We start from the raw sequence: 22,768 nt of genomic DNA, 5'->3' as shown, positions 1-22,768 counted from the left end.
TGGGCAAATCATTAGGCAACGCCTATCTGGATGAGATTCCATTTTGTGAATTGGCGTCTTCCCTTAAATACTAACCCCCAACTCTTTTATAAGAGTGGCTGAAAACTGTGCTTTATGGCAATAACTCATGTGGATATTACGTAGAAATCCACTGATTTTTCAGGCTGCGATTCTGGGTTTTGTTATGCGAAAAATGCTGCAATGCAGCAAGCTCTGATGGGTGTCAGCAACCTGCTGCCTTGTGCATCTGCATGCTGTAGCTTTTATGTGCCTGAGGAGTTGGTCTGGGCAATGAAAAAGACTTTTTTCACACGCTCATCGACCTCCCAGTGGCCGGTAAAGCCCTCAGGCAGCACGAAGCTGTCGCCTGCTGCGAAGCTGTGGCTGGTGCCGTCTGGGTCTACCACGCGGCAGCGGCCTTCGAGGATGTGGCAGAACTCCACATAGCCTGCGCAGTTGGAGCGAAACGATCCGGCAGTGGCTTCCCATACGCCGCTGCTCAGTTGCTCATTGCTGGCGGTAAAGCTCTCCAGCGTCAGGTAGGTGGTGTTGCCGCTGATGGGGCGGCTGGGCTTGCCGGACTTGGCGCGGGAGAGGTCTTGGGTTTCGATACGAACCAGTTTGGACATGAGTGCTCTGAAAAAAGAAGCTGCTTGTGCAGATAAATAAATGGTTTCAGATATAAAACTATCTGAAATCTATGGATATCAAGCGCAAGCAGCTCTTTTATTGAGAGCTTGGCTTAACGCTTGGGCAAAACATCCAATTCTGCAGCGCTGGGCAGGAAGCTGCCATTCCAGACCGCGTTGACGGGGATGGGGTTCTTCGTGGCGTAGGCCTGTGCGACCTGCTCAGCCATGAGCTGCAGGCGCTCGGGGTTGATCTGGCCAAAGCCTTCCTTGCGTGCACCTTCGCTGTCCACTGCGGTTTCCAGCGTCAACTGCAGGCGTTTGACTTCCAGCGGCACATTGACCAGACCATCTTTGGCCTTCAGCGAGGCAATGGCGGCTTCAGGCTGGGCCACGACTTCCTTGGCCCCCTTGGCAAAGGCCTTGAGGAATGCCCGCAGCGCCTCGGGCTTGTCGGCAATCAGCTGGGGGCTGGCAATGATGACGTTGCCGTACAGCTGCACGCCGTGCGTGGCATAGGGCAGCACCACCACGTCTTCACGCGGGATGCCGCGTGCTTCCAGATTGAGCAGGCTGGTGAAGGTGTAGCCGGTGACAGCATCCAGATCGCCGCGTACCAGCATGGTCTCGCGCAGCGGTGGGTCCATGGTGGTCCGCTGCACATCGCCTACGCCATTGGCCTGCGCAAAGATGGGGAAGGTGCGGCGGCCAGCGTCAAAAATCGGGGCACCCATCTTCTTGCCAGTCAGATCTGCCGCTTTGGTGATGCCGGACTTCTTCAGCGCCATCACTGAGGCCGGGGTGGTGTTGTAGATCACCATGACGGCCACGGGCTTGATAGGCGCGTCCGGGTTGTTGGCGTGGAACTCCATGAGCGCCGCCATGTCGGCAAAGCCCAGGTCATGCGTGCCGGAGGCTACGCGCTGGATAGCGCCTGCACCTGCGGCAGCTTCCACATTCACATCCAGACCCTCTTCCTTGAAGTAGCCCTTTTGCTCGGGGTGGACGAAGAAGGCGGCTGGGCCTTCAAAGCGCCAGTCCAGCTGGAACTTCAGCGGCGTGTTCTGCGCGGCGGCGTGAGAGAAAGCGGAGCAGGCCAGCAAGGCAGCTGCGGCGGTTTGCAGAAAGTGGCGTTTGCGCATGGGGCTTCACTCAAAGGGTTGGAGATGTCACCTTTGAGCAAGATCAATGCCCGTATTGCATACACACTTGGCATACAAGTTGCGGCACCTGACGCAACGCCAAGAACCGGAATGTTTGCCAATGACAGAAATCGACTTCTCTACCCTGGGTGCCTATGAGCGCTACAAGCTCATGGCCAGCCTGATCGTGCCGCGCCCGATTGCGCTGGTGACCACGCTGGGCGCAGACGGCACCGTCAACGCCGCGCCGTTCAGCATGTTCAACATGGTGGGGGAAGACCCGCCGGTGGTGATGCTGAGCATCAACAAGCTGCAGGACGGCCAGCTCAAGGACACGGCCGCACACATTCTGCGCAGCAAGGAGTTTGTGGTGCACCTGGCAGATGAACCCATTGCCGCCGCCATGCACCGTTGTGGGGACAGACTGCCTGTGCATGAGAGCGAGCTGGCCTACACGGGCCTGAGCATGACCCCCTCGCACAGCGTGCAGGTGCCGCGCATTGCCGAAGCGCCCGCGGCATTTGAGTGCGTGCTGCACGAGGTGATGGAAACGGACAGCCGCTATGTGTTTATTGGCCGCGTGCAATGGCTGGCCGTGCGCGATGGGCTGGTGGACACCGAAAAGTGGCGCGTGAAGTTGCAGGACTACTTTCCCGTTGGCCGGTTTGGAGCCAGCTTTTACGTGACCTGCCGTGAGCGTTTTGCCATCGAGGCCGAGGAAGGCAAGGCCCAGGTCAAGGCCGGCAGTGCCACGACCGCCATTGATGAAATGTGAGCGCCTTGCGCTGGTGTTATCTAGGTTTCAGGATGTTTTCTACCTGAAAACAAGCATTCATCAGCGCTGGCAGCTCTTTTTGTAAGAGCGCAATAAAAAAAGCCCTTGGCGCAATGCCAAGGGCTTTTTGCTGCAGCAGCAAAGGCTTAGGCCTTGCGTGCAATCGCCTGTGCGGCGGCCAGAGCCGTCATGTTCACCACGCGGCGCACGGTGGCAGAGGGTGTCAGCACGTGGGCCGAAGCGTTGGCGCCCATCAGCATGGGACCAATGGTCGTGCCGTGGCCCGAGGTGGTCTTGAGCACGTTGAACAGAATGTTGGCTGCGTCCAGGTTGGGGCAGATCAGGATGTTGGCTTCGCCGTGCAGCGTGCTGTCAAACACGGTGCGCTCGCGGACCTTCTCGTCCAGGGCTGCGTCGCCATGCATTTCGCCATCGCACTCGATACCGGGGTTGGCAGCAGCAAAGAGGTTGCGCGCTTCGCGCATCTTCAGCGCCGACTTGCGGGTCGAAGAGCCGTAGTTGCTGTGCGACAGGAAAGCCACCTTGGGTGGCAGACCAAAGCGCGCCACTTCGTCTGCAGCCAGCTTGGCGATCTGGGCCAGTTCTTCCGCGCTGGGGTCTTCGTTGATGTAGGTGTCGGCAATGAACAGGGTGCGGTCTTCCAGCATCACGGCGTTCACCGTCGCCATGCGGTCTACACCGGGCTGTACGCCAAACACTTCTTCGATGTGTGCCAGGTGGCGGTCAAAGCGGCCTACCAGGCCTGCCAGCATGGCGTCTGCATCGCCCAGGTGCACCATCAGCGCAGCGATGATGGTGTTGGAGCGGCGCACGGCGGCCTTGGCACCTTCGGTGGTGATGCCTTTGCGGCCCATCAGGCGGTGGTAAGCCTCCCAGTACTGGCGGAAGCGTGGGTCGTCTTCGGGGTTGCACACCTCGTAGTTCACACCGGCTTGCAGGCGCAGACCTGCCTTGGCAATGCGTGCTTCGATCACGGCAGGGCGGCCAATCAGGATGGGCTTGGCCAGTCCTTCTTCCACAGCCACCTGCACGGCGCGCAGCACGCGCTCGTCTTCACCTTCGGCATAGGCCACGCGCTGCAGGCTGGCCTTGGCCGCTGCAAACACGGGGCGCATGATCATGCTGGTCTGGTAGACAAAGCGCGACAGGCTCTCGCGGTAGGCCGCAATGTCTGCAATGGGGCGAGTGGCCACGCCAGACTCGGCAGCAGCCTGTGCCACAGCGGGGGCAATGCGCAGGATCAGGCGGGTGTCAAACGGTGTGGGGATCAGGTAGTCGGGGCCGAACTTCAGCTCCTTGCCCTGGTAGGCGGCGGCGACTTCGTCCGATACGTCCTGCTTGGCCAGTGCGGCGATTTCGCGCACGCAGGCCAGCTTCATGCTTTCCGTGATCTTGGTCGCGCCGCAGTCCAGTGCGCCACGGAAGATGTAGGGGAAGCACAGCACGTTGTTCACCTGGTTCGGATAGTCCGAACGGCCGGTGGCGATGATGCAGTCAGGGCGCACGGCCTTGGCCAGCTCGGGGCGGATTTCTGGCTCAGGATTGGCCAGCGCCAGGATGATGGGCTTGTCCGCCATGGTCTTGACCATCTCTGCGGTCAGCACGCCGGGGGCCGAGCAGCCCAGGAAGACGTCAGCGCCGTTGACGGCGTCTGCCAGCGTACGCAGGTCGGTGTCTTGCGCGTACTGGGCCTTGGAGGCGTCAAGGCCACCGGGGCGGCCGTTGTAGATCACGCCCTTGGAGTCGCACATGAACACGTTCTTGCGCTGCACGCCCAGGCCCACCATGACGTTCACGCAGGCAATGGCTGCTGCGCCGGCGCCGGAGACGGCCACCTTCACGTCTTCAATCTTCTTGCCTACCAGTTCCAGACCGTTGAGCAGGGCGGCGCTCGAGATGATGGCCGTACCGTGCTGGTCGTCGTGGAAGACGGGGATGTTCATGCGCTTGGAGAGTTCCTGCTCAATGTAGAAGCACTCGGGCGCCTTGATGTCTTCGAGGTTGATGCCGCCCAGCGTGGGCTCCAGCGAGGCGATGATCTCGATCAGCTTGTCAGGATCGCGCTCGTCCAGCTCGATGTCGAACACGTCCACGCCTGCAAACTTCTTGAAGAGACACCCCTTGCCTTCCATCACAGGCTTGCCAGCCAGAGGGCCGATGTCACCCAGACCCAGCACAGCCGTGCCGTTGGTGATCACGCCCACCAGATTGCCACGCGAGGTGTACTCGGCGGCCTTGCTGGGGTCTGCCTGAATGTCCAGGCAGGGGTAGGCCACGCCGGGGGAGTAGGCCAGCGACAGATCGCGCTGGTTGGATAGCGGCTTGGTGGGGGTCACCGAAATCTTGCCCTTGTTGGGGCTTGCGTGGTACTCGCGTGCAGCATCGCGCAGTGCTTGCTCAGCGGTGGACAGAGTTTGTGTCATAACAACAGCAGAGGTCTTATTGAAATTCAGCTAATCCCATTGCTGGGACTGATTGCCTAGAGCTTACCCTAGGTGTAGGTCGTTGCAGGGGTGAACGGTTTGTGCACTGCAATATCAGCATTGCCAGAGTTGCAAAACCCCTGCGGGGTAGGCAGGGGCTTGGCGGCAGGCCCAGGGTACAGGGCCTTTGTGGAGCAAGACGGGATCAGTGAGCGTCTGCTTGGCGAGCGGCCTGGATGACAGCTTCCGTGTCTCCGCGTGCGCCATTGAAAAACACGTTCAACAGCACAGCGGCCATCGAAGCCAACAGGATACCGGATTCAATCAGAGGATGGATAGCGTGTGGCATCCACTGTCGGAAATTGGGTGCCACCAGTGGAATCATGCCAACGCCGATGGAGACGGCAACGATCATGGCATTGTTGCGGTTCTTGATGAAGTCCACGGTTGAAAGGATGCGGATGCCGGTCGCAGCCACCATGCCGAACATCACCAGACCTGCGCCGCCCAGCACCACGGTGGGCAGGGATTCAATCAGCATGGCCATCTTGGGCAGCAGGCCCAGCAGCACCAGAATCACGCCACCGGCTACGCACACCCAGCGGCTCTTGACGCCGGTCACAGCCACCAGACCTACGTTCTGCGAGAAGCTGGTGTAGGGGAAAGTGTTGAAGATGCCGCCAATCAGCGTGCCCAGACCGTCGGTACGCAGACCTCGGGTCAGCTCTGCCTGGCTGATCTTCTTGCCGGTCATGTCAGACAGGGCCAGGAACATACCGGTGGACTCGATCATCACCACGATCATGACCAGCGTCATGGTCAGAATCAGAATGGGGTCAAACACGGGCGCGGCAATTTCAAAGGGCAGCACGATGTTGAACCACTGCGCTTCTGCCACTTTATGAAAGTCCATCAGACCCATGGCAGCCGTGATGACACCACCCACCACAATGCCCAGCAGCACCGAGATATTGGCGAGGAACCCCTTGCCAAAGCGGGCCACCAGCAAGATGGTCAGCAGCACGGCGGCGGAGATGCCCACGCCGGTCAGGTCTGCGTACTTGGGGTTAGGAATGGTGGGCACGACGGCAAAGCCAGCGGGCACAGGGGGCAGGGCAGAGCCAGGGGCGCCAGCCATGGCCTGGGCTTCGGACAGCCACTTCAGGTGCTCAGGGTTGGGAACCTGGGGCGCTGTAGGGCCTACGGGGTTGCCAAAAATCCAGTTGATGCCCACGCGCATCAGGCTGATGCCAATCACCGTGATGATGGTGCCGGTGACGACAGGTGGGAAAAAGCGCAGCAGGCGGCTGACGATGGGGGCAATCAGGATGGAGACAATGCCTGCTCCAATGACGGAGCCAAAAATCAGCCCCGCCCCGGCATGGCCACCTGTGGACTGCGCCATGGATACCATGGGGCCGACGGCCGCAAAGGTCACGCCCATCATCACGGGCAGTTTGATGCCAAACCACTGTGTGCAGCCCATGGCCTGAATCAGGGTGACGATGCCGCAGACAAACAGGTCGGCTGAAATCAGCATGGCCACCTGTTCGGGGGGCAGGTTCAGGGCGCGGCCCACAATCAGCGGAACGGCGACAGCACCGGCATACATCACGAGTACGTGCTGCAAACCAAGTGCGGTGACACGCCCCAGGGGCAGTTTTTCATCAACAGGATGCACGGTTGTTTGCATGGGAGTCTTCCTTGGAGTCCTGAGAGGTGTGTTTGACCTGGAGCGTTTTGCAGGCATATTGCGCACAAATATCCATACAAAAAGTGTATACAAAGCAATGTGTGGCGACTTCCCTTGGAAAACCCTGTTCAGCCTTGTTTTTCTAGGGGTTTGCCCCTGAAAACTGGCAAATTGGCCCTACAGGCTGGTTTGCAGTTTTGCGGAGCAAAAGCACTTTTTTTAATGCGAAAACTGATCAGGGTCCAAGTACGGGTCTTGCACTGCGGCAAGCAATACTCATGCCCACATGTTTTGCGTCTGTGGTAAAGATAGACCTCTGTCCCCTAAAGAGGCTGTGTGATGAATGCTGTTGCTGTGAGCTTGCGCCCGCTGGAGCGGGAAGATCTGCGCTTTGTGCATTCGCTGGACAACAACGCCAGCGTGATGCGTTACTGGTTTGAAGAGCCGTTCGAGACCTTTGATGAGCTCTCCAGCCTTTATGACCAGCACGTGCATGATCAGGGCGAGCGCCGCTTTATCGTCATGGAAGGCAGTGCGCGCGTGGGGCTGGTGGAACTGGTGGAAATCGACCTGATTCACCGCAGGGCAGAAATCCAGATCATCATCGACCCGAATTTTCAGGGCCGTGGGCTCGCCTCCAGAGCCATGCGGCTGGCGCTGGACTATGGCTTCAAGGTACTGAACTTGCACAAGGTCTATCTGTATGTAGACAAGGTCAATACCAAGGCCGTGCATATCTACAGCAAGCTGGGCTTTGTCACCGAGGGTGAGCTGGTGGATGAGTTCTTTGCCAATGGCGAATACCGCACGGCATTGCGCATGTACATGCTGCAGCCGCAGTACCTGCGGCTTGGCAGTGCAACATAAGAAAAGCCCCTGTGGCATGGGCCAGCAGGGGCAAGGAAACTGAATGGCAGCGCTGCTGCAAATATCAGGCCATCAGATCAACCAGGCTGCGTGCCACTACCTTGGTGGCGCGGCGCAGATCTTCCAGCACCAGTCGCTCGTCCGAACGCTTGGCGTGACTTTCCAGCACGGTGCGCGGGCCTGCGCCATAGATCACGCCGGGAATGCCGCGCTCTCCGTACAGGCGCACATCGGTGTACAGGGGCGTACCCACGGCGGCGGGCTTTTCACCAAACACGGCTTCACCATGCTTCTGGATGGCATCGACCAGCGGCTTGTTACCCGCTAAGGGCGTCATGGCATTGGCCAGTAGCAGGCGTTTGATGTCCGCGCGCACGGCATCGTCGCCCTGATAGCCGTGCTCGGTGTTGAAGTCTTCCACCGCCTTGGCAATGACGGCGCGAATCGAGGCTTCCACTTCTGCGGGGTTTTCTTCAGGAATCATGCGGCGGTCGAGCTTGAGCACCACCTTGCCGGGGATCACATTGGTGTTGGTGCCGCCTTCGATGCGGCCGATGTTGAGGTAGGGGTGCTTGATGCCGGGCACCTTGGACAGTACCTGCTTGTACTTCAGGTTCTCGGCATACAGCGCATTCATGATGGCGACCGCGCCTTGCAGGGCATCCACGCCGGTGTCAGGCACGGCAGCGTGGGCCATCTTGCCGTGCACCGTCACTTCCATCTGCAGGCAGCCGTTGTGTGCGGTCACGACTTCGTAGCTAAAGCCTGCGGCCATCATCAGATCGGGTTGGGTCAGGCCTTTTTTCAGCAGCCAGCCGGGGCCGAGTTCACCACCGAATTCTTCGTCGTAGGTGAAGTGCAGCTCAATATTGCCCCTGGTGGGTTTGGCTACGGCTTCCAGTGCACGCACGGCAAAGGTGAAGGTGGAAAAGTCGCTCTTGCTCACAGCGGCTGCGCGGCCATAGAGCTTGCCATCTTCAATTTCAGCGCCATAGGGGTCTTTGGTCCAGCCCTCGCCGGGGGGGACCACATCACCGTGGGCGTTCAGGGCAATGGTCTTGCCGCCGTCACCATATGGGCGGCGCACGATCAGGTTGGTGATGGACTGCATACCGTAGTCCTTCACCTCCTGCTCGGGCACGACGTGCTTTTCGGCGTCAAAGCCAAACTCAGCAATCAGATCGGCCGTGCGCTCTGCATGCGGGGCGTTGTTGCCGGGTGGGGTGTCGGTAGGTACCTGCACCAGAGCCTGCAGAAACTGCACCTGCTCGTCAAAGTGGGCGTCAATCCACGCATCCAGCGCGGCGTAGGTGGCTTGGCGGTCTTGGGTCATCTCGTGCTCTCGTAGGGATGGTGGATTATTCGGAAGCCAGCTGCTGCAGCACATGGGCAAAAGCATCCACGGCCAGCTGCATGTCGTCGCTGGTGGTGGACTCCAGCGGGTTGTGGCTGATGCCGCTGTTCAGGCCGCGCACGAACAGCATGGCCTGGGGCATGATGTCGTGCAGCTTCATGGCATCGTGCCCTGCGCCGCTGGGCATGCGGTAGACGGGCACACCGAGCGCATCGACGGCCTTTTCCCAGCGGGCCTGCCATGCGGGGGCACTTGGCGCGGCAGAGGCCTGCATGGCCAGCTCCAGCTTGGTTTGCAGACCACGGCGCTGGGCGATTTCCTCGAATTTGGCCAGTACGTCCTTGACCATGGCATCGCGCTGCACATCGGTAGGGGCGCGCAGATCCATGCTGAACTGGCAGCGGCCGGGCACCACGTTGACCGAACCACTGGGCACATGCAGCATGCCCATGGTGGCCACGCTGTCGCCATCCTGTGCGGCGCGTTGCTCCATGTAAAGCGCAAGTTCTGCTGCACCCAGTGCGGCATCGCGGCGGCGGTCCATGGGCGTGGTGCCTGCATGGCTGGCAGTGCCTATGTATTCGGCGATGTAGCGCACGCTGCCGTTGATGGAGGTGACGATGCCCAGCGGAATATCCAGCTCGTTGAGTACCGGGCCCTGCTCAATATGCACTTCGATAAAGCCTAGATACTTGGCTGCATCGCGCTGGAGCTTGGGGATGTCGTCAATGCACAGGCCTGCATGCTGCATGGCTTCGCGCAGGGTGATGCCGTCAGCGTCCTTCTGCTCCAGCCACTCGGGTTTGAAGTCGCCAATCAAGGCGCCAGAGCCCAGGAAGGTGGCCTTGTAGCGCTGGCCTTCTTCTTCCGAGAAGCCAACTACTTCAATGCCAAACGGCAGGCGTTTGCCCTGGCGGTGCAGCTCGCGCACACAGGCCATGGGCACAAAAATCCCTAAGCGCCCGTCGTACTTGCCGCCATTGCGCACGGTGTCGTAATGGCTGCCAGTCAGCAAATAACGTGGAGCCCCCACGCTTGCCACTTCGTGTGCTGCGCTGCCCCCCGAGGGGGCCGCAGCTTGCTTGGGGCGACCCGGCGCTGCGCTGTTGCCACCTTCTTGCGCAGGGTGATAGCGGCCTACCACGTTGCCTACGGCGTCAATTTCCACTTCATCAAAACCGCAGTCACGCATCCAGTGGCTGATGCGCTGGGCACAGGCACGGTGGGCATCAGTGAGATACGTGACAGTGAGCTGGCCTTTTTCGGCGTAGCCGGGCTCGCTGTGCTGGGCCAGCTTTTCCTGCCAGTCCCACACATCGTTGCCCAAGGTGGGCTCGTAGCCAAACTTGTCGTTCAGGCGTATTTCTGCAATGCGGTGGATGTTGCGAATCGCCTCGGCGCGCTCAAAGTCGGGGTGGTTGGAGAGGCGGCGTGCAAAGGTGGCAATGATTTCCTGCTTGCTCAGGCCCGTGCCACGGGGGCCGCGCACGGCCAGGATGAAGGGAAAGCCAAAGCGCGCGTTGTAGTCCGCATTGAGCTGCTGAATCTGCGCAAACTCCTCGGGGGTGCACTGGGTCAGGCCCGCCTTGTTTTGCTCATTGGTGGATTCGGCCGTCAGCGTCTTGGAGACCATGGCCTTGCCTGCCAGTTCCGGGTGGGCGCGGATCAGGTCCAGCTGGGCCTGCAGGCCCGCTTTTTCCAGTACTTGCACCATGGCGTATTTCAGATGTGCCAGCGACTTGAACGGGCGCTGGGCCATGGCGGCTTCGGCAATCCAGGGCGAGTGTTCGTACAGGCCGTCGAGCAGCTGCACAGCCGTGGCGGTATCGGCGGCGTTGAGTTGTTCCAAAGTCAGAGCCATGGTGTGTCCTATCTAAAAAGAGAGCTGCTAGCGCTTGTGCGGTAAGCGCTAGCAGCCAATTTCATTCACAGAGCTGGTGCGGGAAAGCGCTGTGCCCAGTGGCGAGCAATGTCGATGCGGCGTGCCACCCAGACCTGGTCGTGCTGCTGGATGTAGTCCAGAAAGCGCTGCAGCGCCGTGATGCGGCCGGGGCGGCCCAGCAGGCGGCAGTGCATGCCAATGCTCATCATCTTGGGGGCGTTGTCGCCGTCTTCTGCGCCTTCGGCATACAGGGCGTCGAACGTGTCCTTCATGTACTGGAAGAACGGGTCGGCGTGCGAGTAGCCCTGGGGCAGCGCAAAGCGCATGTCGTTCACATCCAGCGTATAGGGCACGATGAGTTGCTGGTGCTGGCTGCCGTCGGTCTTGCGCACAGTCATCCAGAAAGGCAGATCGTCACCGTAGTAGTCGCTGTCGTAGGTAAAGCGGCCGTTGTCGGCCACAAGACGGTGGGTGTTGGGACTGTCGCGGCCGGTGTACCAGCCCAGGCCATGGTCACCGTCATGGCCGTACAACTCACCAAAAATCTCCATGCACTGCGCCATGTGGGCGCGTTCCACTTCTTCTGGCACGCCCTGGTAGTGGATCCATTTCAGGCCATGGCAGGCCACTTCGTGACCCAGTTCATGGAAGGCCTGCGCCACTTCGCGGTGCTTTTGCAGGGCCGTGGCCACGCCAAATACGGTCAGCGGCAGGCCACGCTTTTCAAACTCACGCAGGATGCGCCACACGCCGGCGCGGCTGCCGTATTCGTAAATGCCTTCCATGCTCATGTGGCGCTCAGGGTAGGCGGCCGGGTTGAACATTTCAGACAGGAACTGCTCGCTGGCCGCATCGCCATGCAGCACGCAGTTTTCGCCACCTTCTTCGTAGTTCAGCACAAACTGCACGGCAATACGCGCCTTGCCGGGCCACTGGGGATGGGGCGTGTGGCGGCCATAGCCAATCAGGTCACGGGGGTAGGGAGCGCAGGCGTTATAGGTCATGGTGAGGCATCAGACTTTCAGAGGGTGACGCTGGACAGCGCCATCGACAAATCATTGGTGGGCAGTTCACGGTCAAAGGTCAGGCCTTCTTCCACGTGCTGCAGGTGGTCCTGCATCAGGCGTACGGCCAGTTCTTCATCTTTGGCCGCCAGGGCAGCGACGATGGCTTCGTGCTCTTCGTGCGAGTGTTCGGCGGCGCTGGTGCTCTGGTACATCAGCGTAATCAGCGCGCAGCGCGAGATCAGATCACCCAGCAGCTGGGCCAGCACGGTGTTGCCCATCTGCTCGGCCATGACGACGTGAAAGTCGCCCAGCAGTTCGGTGCGCTGGCCGACGTCATTGCGTTCCATGGCTTTTTTCTCGGCGCTGATGTGGGCCTTCAGCGCCTTGATCTGTCGGGGCGTGACCTGGCGCACAAAGGCGCGGGTCATTTCAGTCTCCAGCATGCGGCGCACGGCAAAGACCTGGCGTGCCTCGTCCGCAGAAGGCGTAGCCACAAAAGCGCCGCGTGCAGGGGCCAGCGTGACCAGGCGGTTTTGCGACAGCTGGAACAAAGCTTGCCTGACCAGGGTGCGCGAAACGCCAAAGTGGTCTGCGAGCTTTTGCTCCGCCAGCTTGGTGCCGGGCAGCAACTTGTGCTCGACGATGGCGCGAGTCAGGGCTTCGGCAATGGCACTGGTGGAGGAGGTTTCCATAGGGATCATCATAGATGCGTTTGAGCAAAAATTGTATACACTTTTGGTGAACAAGCGGTTGCGAGGCAGCTGCAGCACATTAAGGAGAAACCCCATGGGCTTGAGTACCCACGTTCTGGACACCATGCACGGCTGCCCTGCAGCAGGCATGGACGTAAAGCTCTATGCCACCGATGGTGAGCAGGCCACGCTCCTCAAGAGCTTGACGCTGAACCACGATGGCCGCACGGATGCGCCACTGTTTGACAACCACAGCCTCAAGACGGGCACGTACCGCCTGTCATTCAATGTCGCAGGCTACTTCAAAGCAAAAGGCGTGCAACTTCCCGAACCCAATTTCCTGAGCATCGTTCACCTGGATTTCGGTGTGGCCCATGCAGATCAGCACTACCACGTGCCGCTGCTGGTCAGCCCCTGGAGCTACTCTACCTACCGCGGCTCCTGAATCGCCATGCAATAGAAAAAAAGAGCAGCTTGCGCTTGTCACTGCTTGGTTTTATGGTGTTTTGTACCTTAAACCCAAGCAGATCAAGCGCAAGATGCTCTCTTATTTGTATCTTCGAAAAGGCTTAGTCGCTGAAGTCGAGCTGGCCTTCGGTCAAGGTGTCGAGCTGAAACTGCCCCGACTTGTGCCACAGCCAGGTGTCGGTATAGGTCACATAGCCCAGCTGCGTGGCGACCGGAAATGGTGCAGCGGCACGCACCATTTGTTCAATCTCTCTGACCACTTCTGGTGCATGGCTGGGTTTGCGCATCCAGTTAAAGCTGCGCACTTCGCCCTTGCGGCCCAGATTGACTTCCAGCGTACCCACGGCATACAGCAGTGGTGGCAGTTTGCCCTGGTAGATGTGCTGGGGGTAGCGCTCGTACAGGTGGCCTGCGGCATCCTTGCGGTAGGCGCGTGGCGAGCTGGCGGCAGAGGTCTTGCCTGGTACTGCAGGGCGGCCATCGGGCGTGCGGGGCCGGATGCCGCAGGCAGCCAGCACGGCTGCCATTGCGGTGGCAAGACCACCCCACAGCCAGTGGCGCTTGGTGTTGGTGGACGAAGATGGCGTGTGCTTGTCGGTCATGGTGCAAGCTTATCCTGATCTCAGGAGCCACAGAAGTGGCAAGACTTGTGCTTGCGAAATTGCTGTTTCAGAAGGCTGGTTCATGGTGGAAAACGATTGGGAAGGCCTGCGTGCCTGGGTAGTGCAGGGCCAGGTCTGTCTGGTGGAAGTAGCGGCCGTGCAGGGCTCTGCGCCCCGTGCCTGTGGGGCATGGATGGCGGTGTCTGCCCAGGGCGTGATGGGCACGATTGGTGGCGGCCATCTGGAGTGGGAGGCTACGCGTCTGGCGCAGCAGTGGCTGGCCCAAGGTTTGCAGGGTGTGCCACGCAGCCACCGGCTGGCGCTGGGCCCTTCGCTGGGCCAGTGCTGTGGTGGCGTGGTGCAGCTGCGCCTGAGCGCGGTGGATGCGGCGCAGCTGGATGCCACCCGCGAGCGCCTGCAGCCGCAGCGCATGCCCGTGGCGCTGTTTGGTGCCGGTCATGTGGGCCATGCCCTGGTGCACGCGCTGCAGCCGCTGCCGTTTAGCGTGCACTGGGTGGACAGCCGCGACGCTATGTTTCCCGCCGCGCCGCTGCCGCATGTCTGCTGCGAGCATTCCGAGCCTGTGCAGGACGCCGTGCGCGATCTGCCCGCGCAGTCGCTGGTGCTGGTCATGAGCTTCAGCCATGCCGAGGATCTGGACATCGTCTGCGCCTGCCTGCGCCGCCAGCGCGAGCGTGGAGATCTGCCCTTCATTGGCTTGATCGGCAGCGCCACCAAGTGGGCGGTGTTCCAGAAACGCCTGGCCGAGCGCGGCTTTGCGGAGTCAGAAATCGCGCAGATCACCTGCCCCATCGGGCTGCCCGGCATACCCGGCAAGGAGCCCGAGGTGATTGCCATTGCCGTTGCGGCACAGTTATTGCAGCTCAGAGCACAGCAGCTGGCAGTCAGCTGACAGGCAGTTGGTACTTGCCCTAGTCAGCACCAGATTGCTGATTTTTGGCGACAAAAATTGCATACACTTTTGTGCATATCGCCAGATAACAGGTCGCAGCGGTGCCCAGGATGGTTATTCAACCCAGGTGCGCGGCCTTATGTTTCTGCTCAGAGCGCCCGCAGTGGTGAGCAGGTTGATCTTTCTTGGCAGCCCCTGTGCTGCCGGAGTTGAGTGCTATGGAAAGCTATATCCTCGACTGGGCCAACCTGCTGTTGCGGTGGCTGCACGTCATTACCGCCATCGCCTGGGTGGGTTCCTCGTTCTACTTTGTCTTTCTGGACAGCAGCCTCACGCCGCCCAAGGACGAAGACCTGAAAAAACAAGGTGTCAGCGGCGAGCTGTGGGCCCTGCACGGCGGGGGCTTCTACCACCCCGTCAAATTTGCAGGCGCACCGCCCAAGTTGCCAGAGCACACGCACTGGTTCTACTGGGAAAGCTACACCACCTGGCTGTCTGGCTTTGCGCTGCTGACGGTGTCCTACCTGTGGAATGCCAATATCTATCTGGTCAATCCGGCGGACCCCATCATGTCCAGCAGCACCGCCATTGTGGTGGCGCTGGCTTTTCTGGTGGTGTTCTGGCTGCTGTACAACGGCATCTGCCGCATCTTTGGTGAAAAACAAGGTGGTGACGGCATCGTAGGTGCTCTGGTGCTGGTACTGGTGTGCCTTGCTTCTTATCTGGCTTGCCATCTCTTCCCCGGGCAGGCGGCTTTCTTGCTGATAGGCGCCATGCTGGCGACCTCCATGAGTGCCAACGTGTTCTTCTGGATCATTCCCGGCCAGAAGAAAATGGTGGCCGCCATCAAGGCCGGTGAGCCCGTGGACCCCATCCACGGTCAGCGCGGCAAGCAGCGCAGCGTGCACAACACTTACTTCACACTGCCCGTGCTGTTTGCCATGCTGTCCAACCACTACGGCTGGCTGTACAACCATGACCTGAACTGGCTGGTGTTGATTCTGATGATGTTTGCTGGTGCAGCCATTCGCCAGTTCTTCGTCATGCGTCATGGCTACAAGCTGGGCCGTAACCCCCATCCCTGGAAGTACGCTGCTGTCGGTGTAGCGGTACTGCTGGGTGTGATGGTCTGGCTCAAGCCCGCTGCCCCTGTGGCAACACCTGCAACACCTGCAGCATCTGCAGTACCTGCAAATTCCGCAGGCACAGAAACGCAGGCCAGCGCAGCGGCTGCAAGCGCTGGCAGCTATGAAAATGTGCGCATCATCATGCAGCAGCACTGTGTGGTCTGCCACAGCAGCGAGACGATTGCACAAAAGAATGTGAAGTTTGACTCGCCCGAAGAAGTCAAGAGCCATGCCCAGCAGATCTACCAGCAGGTGGTGCTGCTGCGCAAAATGCCGTTTGGCAATCCCGGCGCGCTCAGCGATACCGAGCGTGAAGCGATCAAGCAGTGGTTTGAAAATGGTGCTGCGCTGAACTGACAGTCCGGCATCCACACACGATGACACCCGCCGAGGGCTTGGCCCTGGCGGGTTTTTTGTTGTGGCCAGCCTGCATAAGCGGGGTGCATGCTCTCGCGCCAGCGCTCATGCTGTCTGGATGAGCGTGATGACGCCGAGAAAAATTTTTGACATGGCTCAACACCGGCAGCAGGGTGCTACGGCACAGTTGGCCGTCATGTTCCACATCCCATCTTTTGATCCATTGGCCAAGGCGGAAGTCATTCCCGCAGGGCAGGTGTTGCGCCAGCGTGGTGCACGGCCAGACTCTGTGCTGTATCTGGACAGTGGCTGTGTCGTGCTGGGTGTGCGTGAAGCCAACCAGCTGCGTCACCAGCTTGGCATGCTGGAAGGGCCTGCCTGGGTGGATGCAGCCTTTGTGCTGGCAGGCAAGGAGTTCAGCATAGACATGATCACGGACTCGCGGGTGCGGGTGCGGCGCATGTCGCTGCAGGCCTTTCACGATAATCTCAAAACCTTGCCAGACACCGTGCTGGCACTGATGCAGGACATGGCCAACGGCTACTGCCAGCAGACCGAAACCGCCGTCAGCCGCCTGGCCCAGGATGCGGAAACCCGCTGTGCCCAGTGGCTGCTGCGCCATGCCAAGCAGGATGACAACGGCAGCCTGCGCGTCACGCTCAACCAGCGCAAGCGCACCATTGCCGCCCAGCTGGGCATTGCGCCAGAGACCTTCTCGCGCGTGCTGCGCCATCTGCGCGAGCATGGGCTGATTGCAGGCAGCGGTAATGTGCTCAATCTGCCGCAGCCCAGCGCCCTGCAAAACGTGGCGCGTATCTAGCCACAGCACTTTCTGCACACCAAGAGGCCGCAAGGCCTCTTTGTCTTTGGTGTGCTTCCCGTGCAGCTGTCGGCGCATGTCTGGCAAGGTTTCCACCGATGTTGGTGTGCCGCTGCCCATGTCTATAGTGGAACGCGATGACAGCGCCTGCACCACCTTCTCCCGCCGTTCAGCTCGCGCTCTCTGTCAGGCAAGGGCAGAGGCGGGTGCTGTGCGTGCTGGTGGCACTGGCGCTGGCCGTGATGCTCTGGAGTGTCTACTGGCTCAGTCGTACTTTTGAAGCCCGTGCGCAGGAGCAGCTGCAGACGCAGCAGGCACTGGAGGCCGATCTGTGGGCGCGCATGCTGTCTGCGCGGCTGGAAGCTTCGCAGCGCCTTTTGAGCGCGATTGCACAGGGCATGCACACCAGCTTGCTGGATAAACCCGAAATTCTGGATGCCCTCATGCGTCAGGAAGGCTCAGTACTCAGCCTGTTTGAGAGCCTGCATGTGGCGCTGCCTTCTGGGGTAGTGAGCCAGCACAGCCTTGCCGCACAGAGTGCAGCGCTGGGGCCCGACGGACTCAGCGCATTGCGCCGCACCATGGCTGAGGGCAAGCCCACGGTGAGTGCAATGCCGTATCAGCAGGAGGAGCCCCAGTACCTGTATGTGCTGCTGACCGTGCCCATTCGGCAGGTAGACGGGCAGGTTTCTGCCGCGCTGGCGGCCATGGTCAAGTACCCGGTGGCTCTGCTGCTGCCCGATGTGCTGACGCAGCCTGAGGCATCGCAGTATTACCTGCTGGACCGCACTGGCGTAGTACTGGCACATGCAGACAGCACGCAGCGCGGAAGCAGCATTCAGCAGGCATGGCCTGATCGGCAGCTGGTGCAGCGTTTGCTGGAGCAGCCAGCCAGCCATCACGCTGAAAACCTGCAGACCGCAACGCAGCTGCTCACCCGTGTGGGCCTGCCGCTGCCCCAGTGGCAGGTGGTGCTGCTCAGTGATGCAGCACCCACGATGTCTGCATGGCGGCCGGGTTTGCCGTGGCAGAGCTGGCTGTGGTTGCTGGGCGGCACGCTGGGGCTGGCCGGGCTGAGCAGTTGGTGGTGGCGCCGCCAGTGCGCTGGCTGCAGCCATACGCAGCAGATGCTTGCTGGCAGTGTGCAGTCAGCGGCTGTGGAGCATGTGCCTGAAGCTGCGCTGGTGCAGCCGCCCAGAAAATCTGCACTGGATCAGGCCAGAGCTGCCTTGGGGGCCATGCCATGCGCATTGCTGCTGCACATGCAGGGCAAGGTGCTGCTGATGACCAGTCAGGCATCCGTTCTGCTGGGTTACTGCAAGCCTGAAGCGGAATCCATGACTTTGCAGCAGCTGGTGGTTCACCCCTCAAGCTGCACACAGGTGCAGCGTGCCTTGCAGGAGATGACGCGCTTTGAGGGGGTGGTCGCAATGCGCAAAAAAGATGGTGATGTGCTGCAGGTGCTGTTGTCTGCCTGGACTGCTGATGAGGATGCGCGCGCCTGTGTCTGGCAATTGCAGCTGCCGTGGCGACACAGACTGGCAGTGGTGATGCCGGATGCGGCACATGCAGCGCGCGATAGCTTGACAGGCCTGTCCGGGCGTGAAGCTTTTCTGTGGAATATGCAGTCCTGGGTGGTGGCATCCATGCCGGTGCATGCGGGCAATGGGCAGGCGCAGGAGCAGATGCCAGCGCAGGGCTGTGTGCTGTTTGCAGACCTGGACCATCTGGGCATGCTCAACGAATCCACCAGCCGTGACATGGGCAACCAGGTGCTGGCCCATGTGGCGCGTTTGCTGTCCAGCTATCTACAGCCGCTGGGCGATGTAGCCCGACTGGGGGGCGATGAGTTTGTGGTGCTGCTACCCGGGGTGAGCCTGGCCCATGCCCAGTGCATTGGGCAGGCACTGTGTGATGCCGTCTGGCAATGGCAGCCGAGCTGGCATGGTGAGCGCTACTGGATCAGCATCAGCGTGGGCGTGGTGGCTGTCGATGCACAGCGCCATGCGCCGGAAGAGGCGCTGCGCGCTGCCGACATGGCCTGCTATGAGGCCAAGCGGCGCGGCCGCTGCCAGGTGGCAGTGGGGCAGATTTCGGCGCAGCACCACTCCACGGCGGCAGATGATTAGCGCTGCAGCGCCTGCAGGATGTGCTCTGCAGTGGCAGGCGCCCGCAGCTGCACCACCCCATGCTTGCCTTGCTTGTCACGCGCGCAGCCAATGGCATGGCGCAGTGCCTCATACACGCTGATGGCCAGCATGAAAGGGGGCTCTCCCACGGCCTTGCTGCCTCCCACGTTGTCCTCAAAGTTGGGCTCCTCATACAGCGTCACCTTGAAGTGCGCAGGAATATCGCCTGTGGCCGGAATCTTGTAGGTGCTGGGGGCATGCGTGGTCAGCACGCCCTTGTCGCTCCACACCAGCTGCTCGGTGGTCAGCCAGCCCATGCCCTGCACAAAGCCGCCTTCGACCTGGCCAATGTCAATCGCCGGGTTGATGCTCTTGCCTGCGTCGTACAGCACATCCACGGCCAGCACCCTGGCTTCGCCTGTGAGGGTGTCAATCGCCACTTCCGTACAGGCCATACCGTAGGCAAAGTAGTAAAACGGGCGGCCGGTAAGCGTGGTCTTGTCGTAGTGGATCTTGGGCGTGCGGTAAAAGCCATCGCTCCACAGCTGGATGCGGTTGGCATAGGCCTCCTTGACCACGGTGTTGAAGTCGCGTGCGCCCTTGGGGGTGTGTACCCTGCCACCCGAAAACGTCACTGCCCCCGCGCCACAGCCATCCAGCCCTGCCACAAAGGCCGCCAGATTCTGGCGCACGGTGCGCGCAGCGTATTGCGCTGCGCGGCCGTTCAGGTCGGTACCGCTGCTGGCAGCGGTGGCACTGGCATTGGGTACTTTGCTGGTGTCGCTGGCGGTGATTTGCACTTGGTGCAGCGGCACGCCCAGCTCATCGGCCACGATTTGCGCGACCTTGGTGTTCAAGCCCTGACCCATTTCCGTGCCACCGTGGTTCACCTGCACCGAGCCATCGGTGTAGACATGCACCAGTGCACCTGCCTGGTTGAACAGCGTGGCCGTAAAGCTGATGCCGAACTTCACCGGCGTAAGGGCAATGCCGCGCTGCAGGATGTCGTTGTTCGCATTCCAGGCCTCAATGGCCTGCAGGCGTTTCTGGTACTGCGCAGACTGCTCCAGTTTTTGCGTCATGGGGCGCAGAAGATTGTCTTCCACGCGCATCTGGTAGTGCGTGACTGCGCGTGGCGATGTGGCATCTGCATCGTAGTAATTGCGGCGGCGAACCTCCAGCGCGTCCAGCCCCAGCGTGCGTGCAATATCGCCCATGATGGCCTCAATCACGATCACGCCCTGCGGGCCGCCAAAGCCGCGAAAGGCCGTGTGGCTCTGGGTGTTGAGCTTGCAGCGGTACGAGGTAATGCTCACATCCGAGAGGAAATAGGCATTGTCCGCATGGAAGATGGCACGGTCGGCCACGGGGCCGGACAGGTCGGCGCTAAAGCCGCAGTGGGCGGCCATCTCCAGCTTCAGACCGGTGATGAGGCCCTGATCGTCAAAGCCCACATCCCACTGGTAATCAAAGGGGTGGCGCTTGCCGGTGACCATGAAATCATCATCACGGTCCAGGCGCAGCTTGATGGGGCAGCCAAACTTGCGCGCCGCAAGGGCTGACCACACGGCCAGGTGCCCGGCCTGGGTTTCCTTGCCGCCAAAGCCACCGCCCATGCGGCGGCACTGCACGGTGACGGCATGTGCACCAATGCCCAGTGCGTGGGCGACCCACTCCTGCACCTCGCCGGGGTGCTGGGTGCTGGAGTGCACGATCCACTGGTTCTGCTCGGCCGGAATCACATAGGCAATCTGGCCTTCCAGATAAAAGTGTTCCTGCCCCTCGACTTCCATGCTGCCTTGCAGGCGGTGGGTGGCGCGGGCCAGGCCTGCATCGGCATCGCCACGCTGCACATGCACGGGCGGCAGCACAAAGCTTTGCTGGGCAATGGCGGTACGTGTGTCGAGGATGGCGGGCAGCGGCGTGATGTCCAGCTGCACCTTGCGCGCGGCGCGGCGTGCGCCCATCACGCTGTCGGCCACGACCAGGCCAATCACCTGGCCTACATGCCAGACCTTGTCCAGCGCAAAAATGGGTTCGTCATGCCCAAAGGCGGCGAGTATGGGGTCACCCGGAATGTCGGCCGCCAGCACCACGCCGCGCACGCCGGGCATGTTCAGCGCTGCGCTGGCGTCCACACCATGCAGCGTGCCGTGCGCGACGGTGGAAAGAATGGGCGCTGCATACAGCGTGCCTTGCAGCTCGGGCAGATCGTCCAGATAGGGCGCTGCGCCCATGACCTGTGCAACGGCACTTTCGTGGATATTGGATTGGCCCACCACACCGGTGGCCGCTACGGGGGCAATGGGCGCGCTCATGCCTGCACCTCCAAGGAAATATCGTCCAAAGTCACACCGGTTTTGCCTTGGCTCTCCAGCCAGAAGCGCTGCATCAGGCTGCCCAGCACATGCTTGCGGTAATCGCTGCTGGCGCGCATATCAGAGATGGGGCTGAACTCGGCTTGCAAAGCCGCTGCTGCAGCTTGCACGGTGGCTGCATTCCATGGCTGGCCGCGCAGGGCAGCTTCGGTCTGTGTGGCGCGTGCAGGGGTAGCGGCTACGCCACCTGCGCCTATGCTGGCGGCTGTCACCATGCCGTTTTCCACATGCACGTTGATCACCAGGCAGACGGCGGAAATGTCATCGTCCTGGCGCTTGCTGATCTTGTAGGCACGCAGGTATTGGGTGGCGCTGCCCGGCTGGGGCAGGGGAATGTCGATGCGCGTGACCAGCTCGTCCTTGGCCATGACGTTCTGGCGGTAGCCGGTATACAAAGCTTCCAGCGGCAGGCTGCGCTCGCCGTGGATGCTGGCCAGAACGACCTTTGCATTCAGTGCCATCAGCAGGGGCATGGAGTCGCCAATCGGCGAGCCATTGGCCACATTGCCACCCAGCGTGCCGCTGTTGCGCACGGGCAGGCCGGCAAAGCGGGCAGCGAACTTGTGCAGCTGCGGCCACTGCGCCTTGAGCGCGGCAAAGGCCTCTTCCAGCGTGACAGCTGCTCCAATGCGCAGCTGGCCGTCTGCATGCTCGATGCATTTGAGTTCCTGGGCAGCGGTGACGTCCAGCACCATGTCAAAGCGTCGGTGGTGTTTCGTGACCCACAGACCTACATCTGTGCAGCCAGCCACGATCTGTGCCTGCGGGTGATCTGCACGAAGTTGTAGCAGCTCGCGCAGGCTGGATGGGCGTTTGTAATTAGTTTCTGCCGCAAGTGCTGAATTTTCCTGCGCTAGCAGCTCTAGTTTTTGTAGAACTGCAGGTGCATTGACGGTTGCCGGGGGCAGGCTGGCCATGTGCTGTGCCGCATCCAGAATCGGGCGGTAGCCCGTGCAGCGGCACAGATTGCCGGACAGCGCCTCCTGCATGCCCTGGCGGTCCAGCTGGCTGCCACGGTCGTGGTTCTGGTAGATGCCAAACATGCTCATCACAAAACCCGGGGTGCAAAAGCCACACTGCGTGCCGTGGCACTGCACCAGCGCTTCCTGCACGGGGTGCAGCTGCTTGCCCGCGGGGCGGTGGATGTCAGGGTCCTGGCTCAGGTCTTCCACCGTCCACAGCGCCATGCCGTCAATGGAATGGGCCAGACGGATGCAGCTGTTGATGGCCTTGTAGTGCAGCTGGGGCTGGCCCTGGCTGTCGGTCACGCGCTCGCCCAGCACCACGGTGCAGGCACCGCAGTCGCCTTCGCCGCAGCCTTCCTTGGTGCCGGTACAGCGCAAATCTTCGCGCAGCACCTCCAGCAGGGTGCGGTCAGGGGGAATGTTGTGCAGCGTCACCGGCTGGCCGCGACGCAGAAATCGGATGGGGCGAGAAGACATAGTCGTGCGTTTTGGCGGTGTTTTATGCATTAAGCCATCCGAAGTTT

18 protein-coding genes are annotated in these 22,768 nt (G+C 60.9%); 7 read left to right on the top strand and 11 right to left on the bottom strand.

The window, feature by feature from the left end; translation table 11 throughout:
• Positions 1 to 263 precede the first annotated feature (263 nt).
• The gene (locus F7P80_RS00460; protein WP_151042029.1) at positions 264 to 629 is read right to left on the bottom strand and encodes a cupin domain-containing protein; all 366 of its coding nucleotides are present in this window, start codon (positions 627 to 629) and stop codon (positions 264 to 266) included.
• Between the two features lie 113 nt (positions 630 to 742).
• A complete protein-coding gene (locus tag F7P80_RS00455) occupies positions 743 to 1,771 on the bottom strand; it encodes an ABC transporter substrate-binding protein (RefSeq protein ID WP_151042027.1) in 1,029 nt (342 codons plus the stop codon).
• A 121-nt stretch (positions 1,772 to 1,892) separates the two neighbouring features.
• Here F7P80_RS00455 and F7P80_RS00450 point away from each other — a divergent pair, with 121 nt between their 5' ends.
• Positions 1,893 to 2,546: a flavin reductase family protein gene (locus tag F7P80_RS00450; RefSeq protein WP_054066127.1), complete on the top strand. Its 654-nt coding sequence runs from the start codon at positions 1,893 to 1,895 to the stop codon at positions 2,544 to 2,546.
• Between the two features lie 146 nt (positions 2,547 to 2,692).
• Here the strand turns inward: F7P80_RS00450 and F7P80_RS00445 are convergent, their stop codons facing one another.
• Together F7P80_RS00445 and F7P80_RS00440 are read right to left on the bottom strand one after the other, a co-directional pair.
• Positions 2,693 to 4,990: an NADP-dependent malic enzyme gene (locus F7P80_RS00445; RefSeq protein ID WP_054066126.1), complete on the bottom strand. Its 2,298-nt coding sequence runs from the start codon at positions 4,988 to 4,990 to the stop codon at positions 2,693 to 2,695.
• 205 nt (positions 4,991 to 5,195) lie between these two features.
• Positions 5,196 to 6,683, bottom strand: coding sequence for a nucleobase:cation symporter-2 family protein (locus tag F7P80_RS00440; protein WP_054066125.1), 1,488 nt, complete (start codon positions 6,681 to 6,683; stop codon positions 5,196 to 5,198).
• Between the two features lie 339 nt (positions 6,684 to 7,022).
• On the opposite strand from F7P80_RS00440, the gene speG reads away from it, so the two are divergent.
• A complete protein-coding gene (gene speG, locus F7P80_RS00435) occupies positions 7,023 to 7,550 on the top strand; it encodes a spermidine N1-acetyltransferase (protein WP_151042024.1) in 528 nt (175 codons plus the stop codon).
• A 64-nt stretch (positions 7,551 to 7,614) separates the two neighbouring features.
• Here speG and F7P80_RS00430 read toward each other — a convergent pair whose 3' ends face one another.
• The 4 genes from F7P80_RS00430 to F7P80_RS00415 all read right to left on the bottom strand — a co-directional run bounded on the left by F7P80_RS00430 (position 7,615) and on the right by F7P80_RS00415 (position 12,485).
• Positions 7,615 to 8,883 carry a M20 family metallopeptidase gene (locus F7P80_RS00430; protein WP_151042022.1) on the bottom strand — a complete coding sequence of 423 codons (1,269 nt, stop codon included), beginning with the start codon at positions 8,881 to 8,883 and terminating at the stop codon, positions 7,615 to 7,617.
• 25 nt (positions 8,884 to 8,908) lie between these two features.
• A complete protein-coding gene (gene uraD / locus F7P80_RS00425; RefSeq protein WP_151042020.1) occupies positions 8,909 to 10,765 on the bottom strand; it encodes a 2-oxo-4-hydroxy-4-carboxy-5-ureidoimidazoline decarboxylase in 1,857 nt (618 codons plus the stop codon).
• 65 nt (positions 10,766 to 10,830) lie between these two features.
• Positions 10,831 to 11,790, bottom strand: coding sequence for an allantoinase PuuE (gene puuE, locus F7P80_RS00420; protein WP_054066121.1), 960 nt, complete (start codon positions 11,788 to 11,790; stop codon positions 10,831 to 10,833).
• A 17-nt stretch (positions 11,791 to 11,807) separates the two neighbouring features.
• The gene (locus F7P80_RS00415; RefSeq protein ID WP_054066120.1) at positions 11,808 to 12,485 is read right to left on the bottom strand and encodes a GntR family transcriptional regulator; all 678 of its coding nucleotides are present in this window, start codon (positions 12,483 to 12,485) and stop codon (positions 11,808 to 11,810) included.
• Positions 12,486 to 12,579: 94 nt separating this feature from the next.
• Here F7P80_RS00415 and uraH point away from each other — a divergent pair, with 94 nt between their 5' ends.
• Positions 12,580 to 12,930, top strand: a complete 351-nt coding sequence (uraH, locus tag F7P80_RS00410) for a hydroxyisourate hydrolase (RefSeq protein WP_151042018.1) — start codon at positions 12,580 to 12,582, stop codon at positions 12,928 to 12,930.
• A gap of 124 nt (positions 12,931 to 13,054) precedes the next feature.
• On the opposite strand, the gene F7P80_RS00405 is transcribed toward uraH, so the two are convergent.
• Entirely contained in the window at positions 13,055 to 13,555 is a 501-nt protein-coding gene (locus F7P80_RS00405; protein ID WP_054066118.1) for a hypothetical protein, read from the bottom strand.
• 82 nt (positions 13,556 to 13,637) lie between these two features.
• On the opposite strand from F7P80_RS00405, the gene xdhC reads away from it, so the two are divergent.
• From xdhC to F7P80_RS00385, 4 genes are all read left to right on the top strand, one after another.
• Positions 13,638 to 14,468, top strand: coding sequence for a xanthine dehydrogenase accessory protein XdhC (xdhC, locus tag F7P80_RS00400; RefSeq protein ID WP_151042015.1), 831 nt, complete (start codon positions 13,638 to 13,640; stop codon positions 14,466 to 14,468).
• 218 nt (positions 14,469 to 14,686) lie between these two features.
• A complete protein-coding gene (locus F7P80_RS00395; protein ID WP_151042012.1) occupies positions 14,687 to 15,952 on the top strand; it encodes a urate hydroxylase PuuD in 1,266 nt (421 codons plus the stop codon).
• Positions 15,953 to 16,148: 196 nt separating this feature from the next.
• Positions 16,149 to 16,772 carry a Crp/Fnr family transcriptional regulator gene (locus F7P80_RS00390; RefSeq protein WP_151042640.1) on the top strand — a complete coding sequence of 208 codons (624 nt, stop codon included), beginning with the start codon at positions 16,149 to 16,151 and terminating at the stop codon, positions 16,770 to 16,772.
• A 137-nt stretch (positions 16,773 to 16,909) separates the two neighbouring features.
• On the top strand, positions 16,910 to 18,901 hold the full coding sequence (locus F7P80_RS00385; RefSeq protein WP_077345271.1) for a sensor domain-containing diguanylate cyclase: 1,992 nt from the start codon (positions 16,910 to 16,912) through the stop codon (positions 18,899 to 18,901).
• Here F7P80_RS00385 and xdhB read toward each other — a convergent pair.
• Positions 18,898 to 21,219 carry a xanthine dehydrogenase molybdopterin binding subunit gene (gene xdhB, locus F7P80_RS00380; protein ID WP_151042009.1) on the bottom strand — a complete coding sequence of 774 codons (2,322 nt, stop codon included), beginning with the start codon at positions 21,217 to 21,219 and terminating at the stop codon, positions 18,898 to 18,900. The two genes, F7P80_RS00385 and xdhB, sit on opposite strands and share 4 nt — an antisense overlap.
• Complete coding sequence (gene xdhA, locus F7P80_RS00375; RefSeq protein ID WP_054066112.1) at positions 21,216 to 22,721, bottom strand: xanthine dehydrogenase small subunit; 1,506 nt, start codon at positions 22,719 to 22,721, stop codon at positions 21,216 to 21,218. The genes xdhB and xdhA overlap by 4 nt, the downstream gene beginning before the upstream one ends.
• Between the last annotated feature and the right edge of the window lie 47 nt (positions 22,722 to 22,768).

It is taken from the genome of Comamonas kerstersii (assembly GCF_008801935.1).
GTDB classification, from domain to species: Bacteria; Pseudomonadota; Gammaproteobacteria; order Burkholderiales; family Burkholderiaceae_C; genus Comamonas; species Comamonas kerstersii.
The sequence above is the reverse complement of the archived record's forward strand: the minus strand, read 5'-3'. Positions and strand labels throughout refer to the sequence as shown.

Coding starts and splice junctions, on each gene's coding strand:
- F7P80_RS00460 (WP_151042029.1), bottom strand. CDS start 629: ATGTCCAAACTGGTTCGTATCGAAACCCAAGACCTCTCCCGCGCCAAG.
- F7P80_RS00455 (WP_151042027.1), bottom strand. CDS start 1,771: ATGCGCAAACGCCACTTTCTGCAAACCGCCGCAGCTGCCTTGCTGGCC.
- F7P80_RS00450 (WP_054066127.1), top strand. CDS start 1,893: ATGACAGAAATCGACTTCTCTACCCTGGGTGCCTATGAGCGCTACAAG.
- F7P80_RS00445 (WP_054066126.1), bottom strand. CDS start 4,990: ATGACACAAACTCTGTCCACCGCTGAGCAAGCACTGCGCGATGCTGCA.
- F7P80_RS00440 (WP_054066125.1), bottom strand. CDS start 6,683: ATGCAAACAACCGTGCATCCTGTTGATGAAAAACTGCCCCTGGGGCGT.
- speG (WP_151042024.1), top strand. CDS start 7,023: ATGAATGCTGTTGCTGTGAGCTTGCGCCCGCTGGAGCGGGAAGATCTG.
- F7P80_RS00430 (WP_151042022.1), bottom strand. CDS start 8,883: ATGACCCAAGACCGCCAAGCCACCTACGCCGCGCTGGATGCGTGGATT.
- uraD (WP_151042020.1), bottom strand. CDS start 10,765: ATGGCTCTGACTTTGGAACAACTCAACGCCGCCGATACCGCCACGGCT.
- puuE (WP_054066121.1), bottom strand. CDS start 11,790: ATGACCTATAACGCCTGCGCTCCCTACCCCCGTGACCTGATTGGCTAT.
- F7P80_RS00415 (WP_054066120.1), bottom strand. CDS start 12,485: ATGGAAACCTCCTCCACCAGTGCCATTGCCGAAGCCCTGACTCGCGCC.
- uraH (WP_151042018.1), top strand. CDS start 12,580: ATGGGCTTGAGTACCCACGTTCTGGACACCATGCACGGCTGCCCTGCA.
- F7P80_RS00405 (WP_054066118.1), bottom strand. CDS start 13,555: ATGACCGACAAGCACACGCCATCTTCGTCCACCAACACCAAGCGCCAC.
- xdhC (WP_151042015.1), top strand. CDS start 13,638: ATGGTGGAAAACGATTGGGAAGGCCTGCGTGCCTGGGTAGTGCAGGGC.
- F7P80_RS00395 (WP_151042012.1), top strand. CDS start 14,687: ATGGAAAGCTATATCCTCGACTGGGCCAACCTGCTGTTGCGGTGGCTG.
- F7P80_RS00390 (WP_151042640.1), top strand. CDS start 16,149: ATGTTCCACATCCCATCTTTTGATCCATTGGCCAAGGCGGAAGTCATT.
- F7P80_RS00385 (WP_077345271.1), top strand. CDS start 16,910: ATGACAGCGCCTGCACCACCTTCTCCCGCCGTTCAGCTCGCGCTCTCT.
- xdhB (WP_151042009.1), bottom strand. CDS start 21,219: ATGAGCGCGCCCATTGCCCCCGTAGCGGCCACCGGTGTGGTGGGCCAA.
- xdhA (WP_054066112.1), bottom strand. CDS start 22,721: ATGTCTTCTCGCCCCATCCGATTTCTGCGTCGCGGCCAGCCGGTGACG.